At 39.1% G+C, this 16,935-nt stretch carries 9 protein-coding genes, 2 tRNA genes and 2 rRNA genes; 9 read left to right on the forward strand and 4 right to left on the reverse strand.

Annotated features, from left to right (window positions below; all coding sequences use genetic code 11):
- Positions 1-4: 4 nt before the first annotated feature.
- The 4 genes from I6U50_RS05070 (at position 5) to rrf (ending at position 3,664) form a co-directional block, all read left to right on the forward strand.
- A tRNA-Ile gene (locus I6U50_RS05070) sits at positions 5-78 on the forward strand.
- Between the two features lie 183 nt (positions 79-261).
- Positions 262-335: transfer RNA gene (locus I6U50_RS05075), tRNA-Ala, on the forward strand.
- 218 nt (positions 336-553) lie between these two features.
- A 23S ribosomal RNA gene (locus I6U50_RS05080) occupies positions 554-3,388 on the forward strand.
- 167 nt (positions 3,389-3,555) lie between these two features.
- A 5S ribosomal RNA gene (gene rrf / locus I6U50_RS05085) occupies positions 3,556-3,664 on the forward strand.
- Positions 3,665-3,738: 74 nt separating this feature from the next.
- Here rrf and I6U50_RS05090 read toward each other — a convergent pair.
- Together I6U50_RS05090 and I6U50_RS05095 are read right to left on the reverse strand one after the other, a co-directional pair.
- Positions 3,739-4,377: a diheme cytochrome c-553 gene (locus I6U50_RS05090; protein WP_198638075.1), complete on the reverse strand. Its 639-nt coding sequence runs from the start codon at positions 4,375-4,377 to the stop codon at positions 3,739-3,741.
- Positions 4,378-4,454: 77 nt separating this feature from the next.
- Positions 4,455-5,285 (reverse strand): universal stress protein, encoded by an 831-nt coding sequence (locus tag I6U50_RS05095; RefSeq protein ID WP_198638076.1) that lies wholly within the window; start codon positions 5,283-5,285, stop codon positions 4,455-4,457.
- A 114-nt stretch (positions 5,286-5,399) separates the two neighbouring features.
- Between I6U50_RS05095 and I6U50_RS05100 the strand changes: the two genes are divergently transcribed.
- Both I6U50_RS05100 and I6U50_RS05105 read left to right on the forward strand, forming a co-directional pair.
- Entirely contained in the window at positions 5,400-5,864 is a 465-nt protein-coding gene (locus I6U50_RS05100; protein ID WP_193712349.1) for an RNA methyltransferase, read from the forward strand.
- Positions 5,865-5,957: 93 nt separating this feature from the next.
- Positions 5,958-7,904 (forward strand): M1 family metallopeptidase, encoded by a 1,947-nt coding sequence (locus tag I6U50_RS05105; RefSeq protein ID WP_198629511.1) that lies wholly within the window; start codon positions 5,958-5,960, stop codon positions 7,902-7,904.
- A gap of 59 nt (positions 7,905-7,963) precedes the next feature.
- On the opposite strand, the gene I6U50_RS05110 is transcribed toward I6U50_RS05105, so the two are convergent.
- Together I6U50_RS05110 and I6U50_RS05115 are read right to left on the reverse strand one after the other, a co-directional pair.
- Complete coding sequence (locus tag I6U50_RS05110) at positions 7,964-9,394, reverse strand: TonB-dependent receptor (RefSeq protein ID WP_198638077.1); 1,431 nt, start codon at positions 9,392-9,394, stop codon at positions 7,964-7,966.
- A gap of 37 nt (positions 9,395-9,431) precedes the next feature.
- Entirely contained in the window at positions 9,432-10,970 is a 1,539-nt protein-coding gene (locus I6U50_RS05115) for a SulP family inorganic anion transporter (protein ID WP_198629509.1), read from the reverse strand.
- Between the two features lie 352 nt (positions 10,971-11,322).
- On the opposite strand from I6U50_RS05115, the gene era reads away from it, so the two are divergent.
- The 3 genes from era to I6U50_RS05130 all read left to right on the forward strand — a co-directional run bounded on the left by era (position 11,323) and on the right by I6U50_RS05130 (position 16,699).
- Positions 11,323-12,204, forward strand: coding sequence for a GTPase Era (era, locus tag I6U50_RS05120; protein ID WP_198638078.1), 882 nt, complete (start codon positions 11,323-11,325; stop codon positions 12,202-12,204).
- Between the two features lie 318 nt (positions 12,205-12,522).
- A complete protein-coding gene (der, locus tag I6U50_RS05125) occupies positions 12,523-13,830 on the forward strand; it encodes a ribosome biogenesis GTPase Der (RefSeq protein WP_193712354.1) in 1,308 nt (435 codons plus the stop codon).
- 106 nt (positions 13,831-13,936) lie between these two features.
- A complete protein-coding gene (locus tag I6U50_RS05130; RefSeq protein WP_198638079.1) occupies positions 13,937-16,699 on the forward strand; it encodes a TonB-dependent receptor in 2,763 nt (920 codons plus the stop codon).
- The last annotated feature ends 236 nt before the right edge of the window (positions 16,700-16,935 follow it).

Here is a 16,935-nt window from a genome sequence, read left to right on the forward strand (position 1 = left end):
GGACAGTCTCATAGCTCAGCTGGTTAGAGCGCTACACTGATAATGTAGAGGTCGGCAGTTCGAGTCTGCCTGAGACTACAGCGCGCTAAAGCGCAGTTAAAGGTTAAGAGTTCAAAGTAATTTGAATTTGGGACAACAACGTTCATTACAAATTGAAAGGAAATTTTAGAAGTTGGGCAACCAGTTTACAGTACGCAGTGAGCAGTACGCAGTACAGTTACGACTGAATACTGAATACTAATTAACTGCCAACTGAAAAATGGGGGATTAGCTCAGCTGGCTAGAGCGCCTGCCTTGCACGCAGGAGGTCATCGGTTCGACTCCGATATTCTCCACAAAAGGCTTTAAGCATTATGCTATAAGCCGTAAGCAAAAATGCCTAAGGCTTATAGCCTAAAGCATATAGCTTATAAAGTTCATTGACATATTGAGAAACAAAGAATACGAGAAAACTACAGTTATAGGATGTAAATTTTATAACGAGGTAAATTAATTATATTAATAGAATACATTGTGATTTAAGGTCACGAGAAATTCGAGCATAAGCAAGAAGCATACAAGCTAGATAAGGGCGTATGGGGAATGCCTAGGCTCTCAGAGGCGAAGAAGGACGTGATAAGCTGCGAAAAGCTGCGGGGATTGGCACATACAAGTTGATCCGCAGATATCCGAATGGGGCAACCCACTATACTGAAGGTATAGTATCCGCAAGGAGGCAAACCCGGAGAACTGAAACATCTAAGTACCCGGAGGAAGAGAAAACAATAGTGATTGCGCTAGTAGCGGCGAGCGAACGTGCATTAGCCCAAACCATAAGGTTTACGGACCTTATGGGGTTGTAGGACCACAATATTTGTTGCAAACAGAATTAGAACAAGTTGGAAAGCTTGGCCATAGACGGTGACAGCCCGGTATAGGTAATGGATGTAATGATAGTGGTATCCTGAGTAGTGCGGGGCACGTGAAACCCTGTATGAATCCGGCGGGACCATCCGCCAAGGCTAAATACTCCTGAGAGACCGATAGTGAACCAGTACCGTGAGGGAAAGGTGAAAAGAACCCTGAACAAGGGAGTGAAATAGATCCTGAAACCATACGCTTACAAGCGGTCGGAGCCTTTAGGGGTGACGGCGTGCCTTTTGCATAATGAGCCTACGAGTTACCGTTTCCAGCAAGGTTAAGCAGTTCAGCTGTGGAGCCGTAGCGAAAGCGAGTCTTAATAGGGCGATTTAAGTTGGTAATGGTAGACGCGAAACCGTGTGATCTACCCTTGGGCAGGTTGAAGCTGTGGTAACACATAGTGGAGGACCGAACCCGTTGACGTTGAAAAGTCTTGGGATGACCTGAGGGTAGGGGTGAAAGGCCAATCAAACTCGGAAATAGCTCGTACTCCCCGAAATGCATTTAGGTGCAGCGGTATAATAGTTTTATAGAGGTAGAGCTACTGATTGGATGCGGGGGCTTCACCGCCTACCAATTCCTGACAAACTCCGAATGCTATAAAATGTTTTATATCAGTGAGGGCATGGGTGCTAAGGTCCGTGTCCGAGAGGGAAAGAACCCAGACCATCAGCTAAGGTCCCCAAATGTATGTTAAGTTGAATAAACGCGGTTGGACTGCCCAGACAGCTAGGATGTTGGCTTGGAAGCAGCCATTCATTTAAAGAGTGCGTAACAGCTCACTAGTCGAGCGGTCCGGCATGGATAATAATCGGGCATAAACATACTACCGAAGCTATGGATTTCATATTTAGATATGGAGTGGTAGGGGAGCATTGTAACAGAGATGAAGGTGAGTCGTGAGGCTTTCTGGATTGGTTACAAAAGAAAATGTAGGCATAAGTAACGATAATGCAGGCGAGAAACCTGCACACCGAAAGACTAAGGTTTCCCCAGCTATGCTAATCAGCTGGGGGTTAGTCGGGACCTAAGGCGAACCCGAAGGGGGTAGTCGATGGACAACAGATTAATATTTCTGTACTTGCCCCACGTTAAAGCGGACGGAGGCGAAAAGTTGGTGCGTGCTGACGGAATAGCACGTTGAAGGGAGTGGTAACACCCCGATAGTACACAAAAGCTTCGGCCGGCGTGATAATCCAGCGGATCGACTTCCAAGAAAAGCGAGTGGATGCAACCCGTACCGTAAACCGACACAGGTAGTTGGGATGAGAATTCTAAGGTGCTCGAGAGATTCATGGCTAAGGAACTAGGCAAAATAGGCCCGTAACTTCGGGAGAAGGGTCGCCCCGCTTTTAGCGGGGCCGCAGTGAAGAGGTCCAGGCGACTGTTTATCAAAAACACAGGGCTCTGCTAAATCGAAAGATGATGTATAGGGCCTGACACCTGCCCGGTGCTGGAAGGTTAAGAGGAGATGTTAGCTTCGGCGAAGCATTGAATTGAAGCCCCAGTAAACGGCGGCCGTAACTATAACGGTCCTAAGGTAGCGAAATTCCTTGTCGGGTAAGTTCCGACCTGCACGAATGGTGCAACGATCTGGACACTGTCTCAGCCATGAGCTCGGTGAAATTGTAGTATCGGTGAAGATGCCGATTACCCGCTACGGGACGAAAAGACCCCGTGCACCTTTACTATAGCTTAGTATTGACTTTGGACAAGTGATGTGTAGGATAGGTGGGAGACTTTGAAGCGCCGTCGCCAGGCGGTGTGGAGTCATTGTTGAAATACCACCCTTTACTTGTTCGGAGCCTAACCTCATTATGTGAGGGACAGTGCTTGGTGGGTAGTTTGACTGGGGTGGTCGCCTCCAAAAGAGTAACGGAGGCTTCTAAAGGTTCCCTCAGCACGCTTGGTAACCGTGCGTAGAGTGCAATGGCAAAAGGGAGCTTGACTGAGAGACATACAGGTCGATCAGGTACGAAAGTAGAGCATAGTGATCCGGTGACACCGCGTGGAAGGGTCATCGCTCAAAGGATAAAAGGTACGCCGGGGATAACAGGCTGATCTCCCCCAAGAGCTCACATCGACGGGGGGGTTTGGCACCTCGATGTCGGCTCGTCACATCCTGGGGCTGGAGAAGGTCCCAAGGGTTGGGCTGTTCGCCCATTAAAGTGGCACGCGAGCTGGGTTCAGAACGTCGTGAGACAGTTCGGTCTCTATCTGTAGTGGGCGTTAGAAATTTGAGTGGACCTGACTCTAGTACGAGAGGACCGAGTTGGACCAACCTCTGGTGCACCAGTTGTTCCGCCAGGAGCACTGCTGGGTAGCTACGTTGGGAAGGGATAAGCGCTGAAAGCATATAAGCGCGAAACCCACCACAAGATGAGATTTCTTTAAAGGACCGTGGGAGACGACCACGTTGATAGGCCATAGGTGTAAAGGCAGCAATGTCATAGCCGAGTGGTACTAATAATCCGTAAAGCTTGATGCGATTCCTGTTATCCTGCAAGGGATAACAGGAGCTTGAATGCTTGCCGCAGTTTTATTTTATTTTTTGTTTCTTTTAATATGTCAACTTATTAGAGTAGGCAGTTGTAAGTAAAAGGGTAAGCAGGAAAACCTGCAAATTTATAGACTGTAAACTGCATACTAAAGACTTAAGGTGGTTATGGCAACGGGGCTCACCTCTTTCCATTCCGAACAGAGAAGTTAAGCCCGTTAGCGCAGATGGTACTGCTATTTGTGGGAGAGTATGTCACCGCCTTTTTTTTAAAAGACCTTTACAGCAATGTAAAGGTCTTTTTTTTTGATCTAGTTTTTTTGGAAAGGAGGAGGGGGCTACTATAAGTCTTTAAGTGGTTTTGCAGGTGGGACTACATTTGCTACCGGTGGTAGGCTTTTAAAATAGAAGTACATGGCCTTTAAATCTTCTTCCTTTATATCTTTAAAGTTTTGCCAGGGCATGGGCGGCAATAACATGCGGGCATTTTCCTGGCCTTTGTATTTTCCTTCCACCATAGCCCTTTTAAACTGTTGAAACGTCCAGGTGCCCATACCCGTGTCGTGTGGTGTTAAGTTTGCCGCATATGAAACTCCCCAGGGACCCACAAAAGCAGTTAAATCCTGGTTCATTAACATCCACCCCTCTTCTAAGGCTTGCTTATTCAATGATGGTAAATTGTTATTTGCCTGAAATCCTGAAAAGGCTAGTTCAGTAATCATCTCTGGTCCTCTTTCCCCTAATTTTTTAGGACTATGACAGTCATGACATCCAATTATTTCTACAAGGTACTTACCACGATTTTCATATTCTGTGGTACTTGATTTTTTTTCTTCAATTGTATTTAGGCTAATTCCTTTTGTGAAGTTTTCTTTCTTTTCTTCTTTGCATGAACCAAATAAGATTATAGTTAGTATACTTACACTAAATAAACACAGTTTTAATAAGGGCTTTCCAGAAATAGATTGTAATAGTTTCATAATGCCGATTTTATATTTCTTTAATTTATAAAATCGGCAGAAATCAACTTATAGGGGGAAATACCTATATTTTCAAGTTAAATTTCCCGGTTAATACTCAATACAGGAAGATCGTAGTTGTTAATTATTTCTTCGGTAATGCTTGGGCTAAAAATAGTATCGAAGCCTGTGCGATGATGTGTTATACTTGTGAATAGGTCGGGTTTTAATTTGTTAAGAGCCATTCCTAACCCACGAGCTTCATTATTGGCATTTAAACACCGAACTTTTAAATCTTTAATTTCAATTTTTCCTAGAAACTCATTAGCCATATTATCAATTTCATCTGTTTCTTTAAAATTATAAGGAGTATTTATGTAAACGATTTCAATTTGGCTTTTTAATTTTGTTAGGATGTTATAGATTTTTTCAAAGGCTTTCAATGATTTTTCCTGTAAGTCGGTAGCTATAAGAATTTTCTTTAGTCTGTTAAAATCAAAATAACTCTTTATTGCTAATACCGGAAGCTGAGATTGTCTAATTAGTTTTTGGGTGTTAGAACCTAATATTTTTTCAATGCCTTTAGTGCCATGCGTTCCCATAACAACTAATTCATAATATTTAGGATGAACATAATTTACCAAATCATCCATGCCTGTATTATAGATTATACTATATTCTGCTTCAACATTATTTTTATTCGCTTTTTGTTCCCATTTTTTTAATTCGTTTTTGGCATTGTTAATTCTTTCTTTAGTTTCAGGATATTTTTTTTCATCTTCTTTCGGTAGTTTGCTCCAGTCTACCGGTGTGGGTACACTATGTAAAAAACGTACGGGAAGTTGTAATGAATGTGCAAGAGCAAGTGCAAACTCAGAGGCGTTATTTGCAGACTCAGAGAAATCAGTTGGTATTAAAATATATTTCATGACAATGGTTTTTAATAAATTTAAGTTACATAAATATAATTTGAAATGAGGAATATCAGGTTTAGTCTCTCAGGCATAGTCTAGAAATATTAATTCTACTATTTTTGAAGCACTATGAGAATAAATAATTTAGAACAGGGGTTTTTTGGAATTGGAATACAAAATGGGAAAACTCCTGAAAATCTTGGAGTACTATGGCGTTCGGCCCAAAATATGGGGGCAAGCTTCATTTATACCATAGGTAATCGTTATGCAAAGCAGGCTTGTGACACTCATAAAGCTGTAGGTGCCATGCCTTATTTCCACTACAAAACCTTTGAAGATTTTTATGCACATCTCCCAAAAGGAGCCATGTTGGTAGGTGTGGAACTTACCGATGAAGCCGAAGCACTCGAAACGTTTAAGCACCCCAGGCGTTGTGTTTATCTACTGGGAGCAGAAGATCATGGCCTATCTAAAGAAGCTATCGAAAAATCTCATTTTTTGGTAAAATTCCAGTCAAGCTTAAGTTTAAATGTTTCTGTGGCTGGGAGTATCATAATGTACGATAGAAGCAGTAAAACGCATTTTTCTACCTAATTTTCCGAAGCTTTTTTTATAAACTTCATTTTATCAGGGATTCTTGAACAGTTTGGTTAAATTAGCGGCAGTTATAATAAAAATTTTAAAGGAATGAGATACCTATCCAGAGCTATGCTTGGTCTGGCAGTTGCCGGTTTGTTTTCTACCGGTACCAATGCCCAGGAGGTTGTAGAGAACAACCAAAAAGATTTTAATGAATTTATGGATCGCAGTGGTAATATGTACCGCTCAGCTTCAGGTAAACCGGGGCCGGAATATTGGCAAAACGAAACCGATTATAAAATTGAAGTGACTTTAAACGATGAAGATCATACCATACAAGGGCATATTGAGCTAACCTATACAAATAATAGTCCTCAAGATTTAGATTTTATATGGATGCATTTAGAGCAAAACCGTTTTAAAGAAGATTCTCGCGGATATTTAACCACTCCAATTCAGGGAAATCGTTATAATGGCGATATAGATGGAGGATATACCATTACCAACCTTAAAGCTAAGGTAAAAAGAAGTTCTTCTTCAGAATATATAATATCGGACACCAGGATGCAGGTATTTTTTGATGACCCAATTCCTGCCAATGGTGGTGAAGCTACCGTTTCTATGAATTTTGAGTACAAGATTCCGGTAGAAGGTATGGATCGTATGGGAAGACTTGCTGTTGAAGATGGTACTATTTATGCTTTAGCACAATGGTTTCCTAAAGCAGCGGTTTATGATGATGTAGAAGGGTGGAATATTGAACCTTATCTTGGCGCTGGCGAATTTTACCTTGATTATGGCGACTACGACTATAAAATTACTGCACCTGCAAGTCACATAGTAGTAGCATCAGGGGAATTGCAAAACCCCAGGCAGGTTTTATCTCCTACCGTAAGGGAAAGAATGGAAAAAGCTTCTAAAAGCGATTCTACCGTGTATTTAATCAAGCCCGAGGAAGTAAACGATATGTCTTTGCGTGCAAAACAAGAAGGTACGCTTACCTGGCATTTTAAAATGGAAAACACCCGCGATATAGCTTTTGGTTCTTCAAAAGCATTTATTTGGGATGCAGCCAAAATAGATTTGCCTAGCGGAAAGAAAGCCATGGCACAATCGGCTTATCCTAAAGAAAGTGACGGGCAGGGTGCCTGGGGCCGTTCAACCGAATATTCTAAAGCTTCTGTAGAACATTATTCAAACAAATGGTTTGAATATCCTTATCCTGTAGCTATAAATGTTGCAGCCGATATTGGTGGAATGGAATATCCGGCATTAAATTTCTGTAGTTGGAAAAGTGAAGGTGCTTCTTTATGGGGAGTTACAGATCACGAATTTGGGCATAATTGGTTTCCTATGATTGTAGGAAGTAACGAAAGAAGATATGCCTGGATGGACGAAGGTTTTAATACTTTTATTAATTATTACAGTACTGTAGAATTTAACAATGGAGAGTATCCGGCAAGATTAAATAAAACCAGGAATATGACTGGCTGGTTTACCAGTGAGCAGCGTGAAGGCATAGATACCTATCCAGATGTTTCTAACCTAAGAAACCTTGGGATGATAGCTTATTATAAGCCCGCTATTGGTTTATTATTGCTTAGAGAATATATTTTGGGCGAAGAGCGTTTTGATAATGCTTTTAAATCTTATATTGAAACATGGGCGTATAAACATCCACAACCGGCAGATTTCTTTAACCATATGGAAAACGTTTCAGGGGAAAATCTTTCCTGGTTTTTTAGTAAATGGTTTTATGGTACAGGAAATATAGACCTGGGAATAGATGCGGTAAGAGCCTATGAAGGTAATTATGTGGTTTCTCTTTCGAATGAAGGAGAAATTCCTATGCCTGTTAAAATGGAAATTACTTATGGTGATGGTTCTTCTGAAGAAGTTACACTTCCGGTTGAGATATGGCAACGTGGAGATTCGTGGAACTATCTGCACCGAACCGATAAAGCGATTGAAAAGGTGGAATTAGATCCAAATAAGATTCTGCCTGATGTAAATTCAGGTAATGATTCCTGGCCAAATACTTTCTACGAAGATTAAGAGTATATTGAACAAAGAAAAAGCCGTTTGAAGTTAATTCTAACGGCTTTTTTATTTTTCTATTTTCCTTTAAAAAGTGATTTTTCTTTAATCATTTTTGTTGTGCTTTCCGGAAGCATAGCTTCCCAACCGGCTTTTCCTTCTATAATCATCTCATGAACCTGTCTTGAATGGATATCTAAAGTTTCAGGATCATAATCTTTAATATCTACTACCCGGCCATTATCTTTAAAATATTGATATAGCTCCTGCATTCTGGGGTGAACTTTTAAGTTTTCACTAGTAATAATTTCACCCGTTTCCTCGTCTTTTAATGGGTATAAATAAATCTTCAGGCTTTTAAAGAATAACTTTCCAAAGGCCTCCAAAATTCCTCCGCTTAAATGCCTGTAATATCTTTGGTCAAAAATATCTTTTAGCGTACTTACTCCCATGGTAAGTCCCATTCTTTCTTTGGTATGTTGTCCAAAATACTCTACAACCTTATAATATTCCTGAAAGTTTGAAATCATTACCGTTTGCCCCAAAGAACCTAATAAGTCTGCTCTGTCTAAAAAGTCACGTTCGTCTATTTCCCCTTCTTCTTTAAGATTGGAAAGAGTAATTTCAAAAATAACTACCGTCTTATCTTTATCTACCTTTCTTTCATTTAAAAAAAGCTTAAGCGATTTTTCATACATCGCCATATTTACCTTCGTAACAGGCCTGAAACTTCCGCGAAGCGTTAAAATATTTCTTTTGTAGAGAATACTGGCCGGTAACACATTATTACCGTTGGGAGCAAACATAATGGCTTCGGTGATTCCATTTTTAACCAGCTCTAAACTCATTAAACGATTATCTACATTTTTAAAAACAGGCCCTGTAAAATTAATAGCATCAATTTCAATTTTGTCGGTGGTAAGATGGTCAAAAAGGTGTTTGAGTAGGTTTTTGGGATCATCGTGGTGATAAAATGCGCCATAAATGAGGTTTACCCCCATGATACCTAAACTAATTTGCTGATGAACCGCATTATTTTCATGAAACTGTACGTGTAAAACAATTTCACTATAGTCTTCTCCAGGCGTGGTTTGAAACCTAATTCCCAGCCATCCGTGACCTTTGTATTTCTTTGCCCAGTCTATGGTAGCTACTGTATTTGCATAGCTAAAAAAAAGTTTATTAGGATGTTTTAAGCGTGAAATGCGTTCTTCTATAAGTCCCGTCTCGTAACGCATCATACTGGTTAAGCGCTGCTCTGTAACATAGCGCCCATCATCTTCAATCCCGTATATGGCATCACTAAAATCTTTATCATAGGCACTAAGGGTTTTTGCCACCGTGCCCGAAGCACTCCCTGCCCTAAAAAAATGGCGTACTGTTTCCTGGCCGGCGCCAATTTCAGCAAAGGTGCCGTATATATTTTCATTGAGGTTAAGGCGCATGGCCTTATTTTGCACAGAGGTTATTTCTTCAAACTCTTTCTCTCCTTCCGAAATTATAGACATGATATGCGTTTTAGTTTGAAGTATAAAGTTAAGAAACTTAAGCCTTTTCTACTGCAACTTTATACGTAGGGTCTTCCAGAATATTTACTTCAATAATAGCATCTGCATTACTTAATAGGCTCCTACAATCTTCACTTAAATGTCTTAGGTGTAATTTCTTACCTTGTTTCTGATACCTTTCTGTAAGTTTATTTAATGCCTCAATTCCCGACATATCTACTACACGACTTTCAGAAAAATCTATAATCACTTCTTCAGGGTCGTTTAAAACATCAAATTTATCATTGAATGCCTGTACAGATCCGAAGAAAAGTGGCCCATAAATTTCATAATGTTTTATACCTTCTTCGTCTACTCGTTTTCTGGCACGAATGCGTTTGGCATTATCCCAGGCAAAAACCAGGGCTGAGATAATTACTCCCACAAGTACTGCCAATGCAAGGTTATGAAGAATTATGGTTACTAAAGTTACCAAAACCATTACCAGAACATCAGACTTGGGCATTCTTCTAAAGGTTTTTAGACTAGCCCACTCAAAAGTTCCCACGGCAACCATAATCATTACCCCGGTTAGTGCGGCCATTGGTAATAGTTCTATTACCGGTGCACCTACGAGAATTATAACTAGAATGGTAAACGCAGCTACAATTCCAGAAAGCCGTGCGCGAGATCCAGAAGATAAATTTACCAGTGTTTGGGCTAACATAGGGCAGCCGCCCATTCCGTAGAAGAAGCCATTGGCAATGTTTGCAGTTCCCTGGGCTAAACACTCTTTATTACTACGGCCACGGGTCCCTGTGATTTCATCAACGAGATTTAATGTTAATAGACCTTCAGTTAAACCTACTGCAGCCATAATTAGTCCATATGGAAAAATCACCTGTAACATTTCCCAGGTAAGGGGAACCTGTGGAATATGGAAAGGTGGTAAGCTACCACTAACTGAAGCAATATCTTTTACTTGTCTTGTTTCAATTCCGAAGAAATAAACAATAGCGAAAACAACCAATATGGCTACTAAAGATGGTGGTACTGTTTTGGTTATTTTTGGGAGAATAAGAATGATGCCAATAGTTAACGCTACCAGTACTATCATAATTAATAAAGCATCTCCGGTTAGCCATTGTACCTGGCCATTAATTATTTCTTTAAACTGTTCTAATTGGGCAGTGAATATAATTACTGCCAAGCCATTTACAAACCCGAACATTACAGGTTGCGGTACTAGCCGAATAAATTTACCCAGCTTAAAGATCCCGACTGCAATTTGAATAATTCCAGCCATGGCCACTGCCGCGAATACATATTCTAATCCGTGAGAATTCATTAAAGCGATTAAAACTACCACGGTAGCGCCGGCACCACCAGAAACCATGCCCGGGCGCCCTCCAAGTACAGCCGTAATAATCCCCATAATAAAAGCTGCATACAAACCTACCAGTGGGGGGAAATCTGCAAGAATAGCAAAAGATAAGGATTCTGGAATCATAGTCATCGCTACGGTAAGTCCTGCAAGGACTTCATTTTTATAATCAACTTTTTGTGAAAAATCAAACAGGTTGAAGATTTTTTGCATCAGAATTTAATTTTAATAAGTATTGGGAGCGGAATATTTTCCGCAGAAAATAATGTTGGAATATAATAAAAGTAAAACCTTAATTGCCTAGGGCGGAGTAAGTGGAGACGAATATTTGCTAATTCCTTGTTTCATAAGAGGCGTCAAAATTAGCCAATTATTTTGAATACAAAAGCTTCGTGCCACTTAAGTGGTAATTTTTAGCGCTTTATAAATAAGAATTAACTTGATTATCAAATTGATAATTAATTTTTATTGCAGCCGGCGAGAATTACTTTTTTGGAAATAATTTGAAACAAAGAAGATAACTATTATCTAATCATCTTACCTTTGCATCATAAAAATTATTAAAATGGCACATAAAGCAGGATTTGTAAATATTATAGGGAACCCAAATGTGGGCAAATCTACCCTTATGAATGCTTTTGTAGGTGAAAAGCTATCTATTATAACTTCTAAAGCTCAAACCACGCGCCACCGTATCTTGGGAATTGTAAATGGCGAAGATTTTCAAGTGATTCTAAGTGATACTCCGGGAATTATTAAACCGGCCTATCAATTACAGGAATCTATGATGGATTTTGTGAAATCGGCTTTTGAGGATGCCGATGTTTTGATCTATATGGTTGAAATTGGCGAAAAGGAATTAAAAGATGAAGCTTTCTTTAATAAAATTGTTTCTGCCGATATTCCTATTCTTTTGTTGCTGAATAAAATTGATAAATCTAACCAGGAAGAATTAGAGAGCCAGGTGCAATTATGGAGAGAAAAAGTGCCCAATGCCGAGATCTTCCCGGTTTCTGCATTAGAGGGATTTAATGTAAAGGAGGTTTTTACTAGAATTATTGAATTGTTGCCTGAATCTCCTGCCTTTTATCCAAAAGATACGCTTACCGATAAACCCGAACGTTTTTTTGTAAATGAAATAATTAGAGAAAAGATTTTAATGCACTACAAAAAAGAAATTCCGTATGCAGTAGAAATTGATACCCAGGAATTTTTTGAAGAAGATGAAATTATTAGAATGCGAAGCGTAATTATGGTAGAACGCGATACGCAAAAAGGAATCATTATAGGCCATAAAGGTGCTGCTTTAAAAAGAGTGGGAGTAGAAGCCAGAAAAGACCTTGAGAAATTTTTTGGAAAACAGGTGCATTTAGAGCTTTATGTGAAAGTAAATAAAAATTGGAGAAGCGACCAGCGCCAGTTAAAGCGCTTTGGGTATAATGATTAAGAGCTTCAATTTAATAGTTCAAATAACTTCCGCTTTCTAAGTTTCGGGTAAACCGGAATTTTTACACTAATTTTGCAAACAAATAAAAAAGGCCTTCAGAAAAGTCATGTTTTCGTCAAGCCAAACTTGTTTCAGATTCTATTATCTTTTTGATTTTTAAGAAATTAGATTCCCGATGAAAAATAGGGGTAGACTCTGAAATAAATTAAAGACGATGTATAGCGTACTTGGTAGAATGAGTCTTATAGTTTTAGAATCATTTGTTTTCTGAATATATTCAGGAAATAAAACCTCAAGGAGGTATTAAAGATAAATATTATGGGCAATATCGTAGCCATTGTAGGAAGACCAAATGTTGGGAAATCTACCTTTTTCAATAGGTTAATTCAACGCCGTGAGGCGATTGTAGATTCGGTTAGTGGGGTAACTCGCGATCGCCATTATGGAAAATCAGATTGGAATGGTCGAAATTTTTCCCTTATAGATACCGGAGGTTATGTGGTGGGAAGCGATGATATTTTTGAAGCCGAAATAGACAGACAGGTTGAGCTAGCTATAGAAGAAGCTGATGCTATTATTTTTATGGTAGATGTAGAAAGTGGTGTAACTCCTATGGATGAAGATGTGGCGCAATTACTTAGAAAAGTAGATAAGCCGGTTCTTTTGGCTGTTAACAAGGTAGACAATAACAAAAGGCTTGAAAATGCTGTAGAATTTTATTCCTTAGGCTTGGGAGAGTATTTTCCTATTGCCAGTACAAATGGTAGTGGTACAGGAGATTTATTGGATGCATTAATTGCAGCCTTACCGGTAAACGAAGCCGAAGAAGAAACAGAATTGCCAAGGTTTGCCGTGGTGGGCCGTCCCAACGCAGGGAAATCGTCTTTTATAAATGCATTAATTGGGGAAGAACGTTATATTGTAACAGACATTGCGGGAACTACCCGAGATGCTATGGATACACGGTATAACAGGTTTGGATTTGAGTTTAACCTGGTAGATACCGCCGGGATTAGAAGAAAGTCAAAGGTGAAAGAGGACCTTGAGTTTTACTCGGTAATGCGATCGGTTAGGGCTATAGAAAATTCAGATGTATGTTTGTTAATCTTAGATGCCACAAGGGGTTTTGATGGGCAGGTTCAGAATATTTTCTGGCTGGCGCAAAGAAACCGAAAAGGAATCGTGATTTTGGTTAATAAATGGGATTTGGTTGAAGATAAAAAGACCAATACCATGAAAGAATTTGAAGCCATGATTAAGCGTGAAATAGAACCTTTTACCGATGTTCCTGTAATCTTTATGTCTGTTCTCACCAAACAACGTATTTTTAAAGCCATAGAGACTGCAGTAAAAGTTTTTGAGAATCGCAGTAAAAAAATTAAAACCCGTGAGCTTAACGATGTGATGCTGCCAATAATTGAGCAAAACCCGCCGCCGGCTTATAAAGGTAAATACGTGAAAATTAAGTTTTGTACGCAATTGCCTACTCCACAACCACAATTTGCTTTTTTCTGTAATCTTCCTCAATATGTTCGAGATCCTTATAAACGATTTATAGAGAATAAGTTAAGGAATGAGTTTGACCTAACAGGAGTGCCAATTTCGGTGTATTTTAGGAAAAAATAAGTTTTCCGTTAAACTATGTGATAAATTAGGAGTCTAACTATCAATATAGTTAGTGAGGTGATATTTATTTCCTCAATTTATTCATAGTTTAACACCCAAATTCTACATGAGATTTTTCTTTTCTTTTGCCTTGCTTATTCTGGCAGGGAACTTAACGGCCCAAAATTTCGAAATTAATGGTAAAGTAACAGGACCGCAGGGGGAACCGTTAGAATCTGCAACGGTATACCTGGAAAAACCTGTAGATAGTAGTTTGGTTACTTATACAATTTCAGATAATTCGGGGACTTTTCAACTTGCCGGTAATGAGAAGCTTGAAATCGCCAAGCTACTTGTTTCTTATGCGGGTTTTAAAACTTATAGCCAAACAGTAGAAATTGGTGAAAAACTCAATTTGGGTACTATAAAGATGCAAATAGCCGATAATGCATTAGATGAAATAACAATCACTTCCTCTCGCGCTCCGGTAACGATTAAAAAAGATACCCTTGAATTTAACGCCGCCTCTTTTAAAACTCGTAAAGATGCAAATCTTGAAGAATTGTTGAAAGAACTTCCGGGTGTGGAAGTAGCTACCGATGGTAGTATCACGGTTAATGGAACCCCGGTTTCACAAATTAAGGTAAATGGAAAAGAGTTTTTTGGGGACGACCCTAAAATTGCTACTAAAAACCTTCCGAAAGAATTGATTAATAAATTACAGGTGGTAGATAGTAAAACCAAATCTGAGGAATTTACAGGAAAAGAAGGGGATGCCGAAAATAAAACTATCAATATAACCATAGATGAAGATAAAAATCGTGGATTTTTCTCCAGACTTACCGCCGGTGGCGGAACCAACGAGCGCTATGAATTAAGCGGAATAGGTAATTATTTTAAAGATGATTTACGGGTAAGTCTCTTAGCGAGTTCCAACAATATAAATTCTTCGGGTTTTTCTTTTGATGAGATTTATGACTCCATGGGGCGAAATGCTTATTCTATTTCCAGAAGTCGTGGGGGTAGTTTTAGTGTAAACGGAAATAATTTTGGTAGCGGAAGTGGCATTACCAGGTCTGATAATGCCGGCTTTAACTTCGTAAATGAGTGGCCACAAGAAACCGAGCTTTCCTCGAATTATTTTTATAGCCGTGCCGATAATATTACTGAAAGTAAGACTCAAAGAGAAAATATTTTACCTGATAGAAGGTTCTTTAACAATTCAGAATCTAGTGGGCAGCGTCTTAATAACAATCATAGGTTTAGTTTAGGGTTTGAAATTCAACCAGACACGCTTACCAGGATTTCGGTGAGACCAAATATTAATACTAATAACGGTCGCTCTTCCAATCAATCCTTTACAGAATCGATAGAGGAAAACGGTACGCCTATAAACACTGCTTTAACCGATAATTATTCTGAAGTGCATAGTGTGAATTTTTCTAATCGATTATACTTTACCCGTAAATTCGGTGAAAATGGAGGTTACTACAGTTTAGGTTTTAATAATCAGAATAATAACAGGTCTCAGGATAATAATTTCTTCTCGGAAAGAGAGATTTATAATCAGCAAGGAGAATTAGAAAGAACCGATGTGCAGGATCAATTAATTTCTGAAGAAAATACCGATAATAATTATGGAATAAATGTTAATACCCGTATACCAATTACCGGGGGCTTAAAATTGGATGTAAGCTATAATTTCGATAAAAGAAATGGTCGTAATGAGCGCCTGGTTTATGATGGGGATGATGAAGGAAGTTACACCTTGTTAGATGATGAATTGAGTAACGATTTTGTTTCAGAATCTTTTGAGCATCGTCCCAGTTTGGGACTTGCCTATAATAGCGATAAGTTAAGGGCACATGTTTCGAGTGGTTTTCAAAGTATTCGATTAAAAAATAAAGACCTTTTTACCGAAACAAGCATAGATAATACCTACGAAAATCTGTTTGCTAATGCTTATTTTAGATTTAATTTATCACAGGGTAAATCTATTTATTTTAATTACCGGAACTCCTGGGAAACTCCGTCACTTTCACAATTGCAGCCTGTAACCAATACCATAAACCCTCTAAATATTATTACCGGTAACCCAAACCTACGCCCCGCTTTAAGAAATAGGTTACACCTTAATTTTAATAATTTCGATTTTAAAACACGCTCTGGCTTTTATGTTTATTTGGGAGCGAATTTTATTAATAATAAAGTGGTTAGTAGAAGCTCTATAGATCAGGATTTAGTGAGAACCACTACCTATACAAATGTAGATGGTGCTTATAATTATTATGGAGGAGGTACCCTGGACAAGACATTTGAGTTGCAGAAAGAAAGTTCTATAAAAGTCAAAACCGGACTTTACGGTAATTTCGATAAAAATATAGGCTTTACAAACGAACAGCGTTATTCTTCCAAGAGCTTACGCTTTACGCCAAGTTTAAACCTGGAGTATAACTTTAGGGATTTGGTGACTATAGAACCTTTTTACAGTATCGAGTTTGTAGATGCTGAATACAGTTTTAATAATAGGGAAGAGAATTATAAGAATCAAAATATTTCCCTGGCGCTGACTTCCTTTTGGCCTGAAAAATTTGTGATAGGTAGCGATATCTCCTACCAAACTATTGGTAATGCCTCGCCGGGATTTCAGAATTCTTTTTACCTGTGGAATGCCAGTTTAGGCTATGAGATTTTTGGGGAAGACGGTGTACTAAAAGTAAAGGTTTTTGACTTGCTGGATCAAAATATAGCCACACGTAGATTTACTGGAGACGACTTTATTCAGGATACCCAGCAGCTTGTTTTGGAACAATACTTTATGCTTAGCTTTACGTATAAAATCAGCAAGTTTGGCGGAAAAGATCCAAATAATAAGAGAGGAAGAAGGTAGCATTAATTTACCTTGATATTTGCTCCCCTCCTTGCAAGAAGGGGATGAATTCAGCAGAGCTGAAGAAAGGGGAGGTTTCACATTCTAATTGATTTTTTGGGAAAATAACCCCTCCGGCCTGTGGCCACCTCCCCTTGAAAATAAGGGGAGGACCCGTATGCTTTTTAAAATAAACTCGGTTAGATCAAAAAATCATTTAAACTGGAAATCGAAAACTGACACCGTTTTACTGCTAA

This window comes from Salegentibacter maritimus (assembly GCF_016236975.1).
Taxonomy (GTDB): domain Bacteria; phylum Bacteroidota; class Bacteroidia; order Flavobacteriales; family Flavobacteriaceae; genus Salegentibacter; species Salegentibacter maritimus.

Excerpts from the sequence above, each read along its gene's own strand:
- I6U50_RS05090 (WP_198638075.1), bottom strand. The coding sequence starts at position 4,377 with ATGAAACTATTACAATCTATTTCTGGAAAGCCCTTATTAAAACTGTGT.
- I6U50_RS05095 (WP_198638076.1), bottom strand. The coding sequence starts at position 5,285 with ATGAAATATATTTTAATACCAACTGATTTCTCTGAGTCTGCAAATAAC.
- I6U50_RS05100 (WP_193712349.1), top strand. The coding sequence starts at position 5,400 with ATGAGAATAAATAATTTAGAACAGGGGTTTTTTGGAATTGGAATACAA.
- I6U50_RS05105 (WP_198629511.1), top strand. The coding sequence starts at position 5,958 with ATGAGATACCTATCCAGAGCTATGCTTGGTCTGGCAGTTGCCGGTTTG.
- I6U50_RS05110 (WP_198638077.1), bottom strand. The coding sequence starts at position 9,394 with ATGTCTATAATTTCGGAAGGAGAGAAAGAGTTTGAAGAAATAACCTCT.
- I6U50_RS05115 (WP_198629509.1), bottom strand. The coding sequence starts at position 10,970 with ATGCAAAAAATCTTCAACCTGTTTGATTTTTCACAAAAAGTTGATTAT.
- era (WP_198638078.1), top strand. The coding sequence starts at position 11,323 with ATGGCACATAAAGCAGGATTTGTAAATATTATAGGGAACCCAAATGTG.
- der (WP_193712354.1), top strand. The coding sequence starts at position 12,523 with ATGGGCAATATCGTAGCCATTGTAGGAAGACCAAATGTTGGGAAATCT.
- I6U50_RS05130 (WP_198638079.1), top strand. The coding sequence starts at position 13,937 with ATGAGATTTTTCTTTTCTTTTGCCTTGCTTATTCTGGCAGGGAACTTA.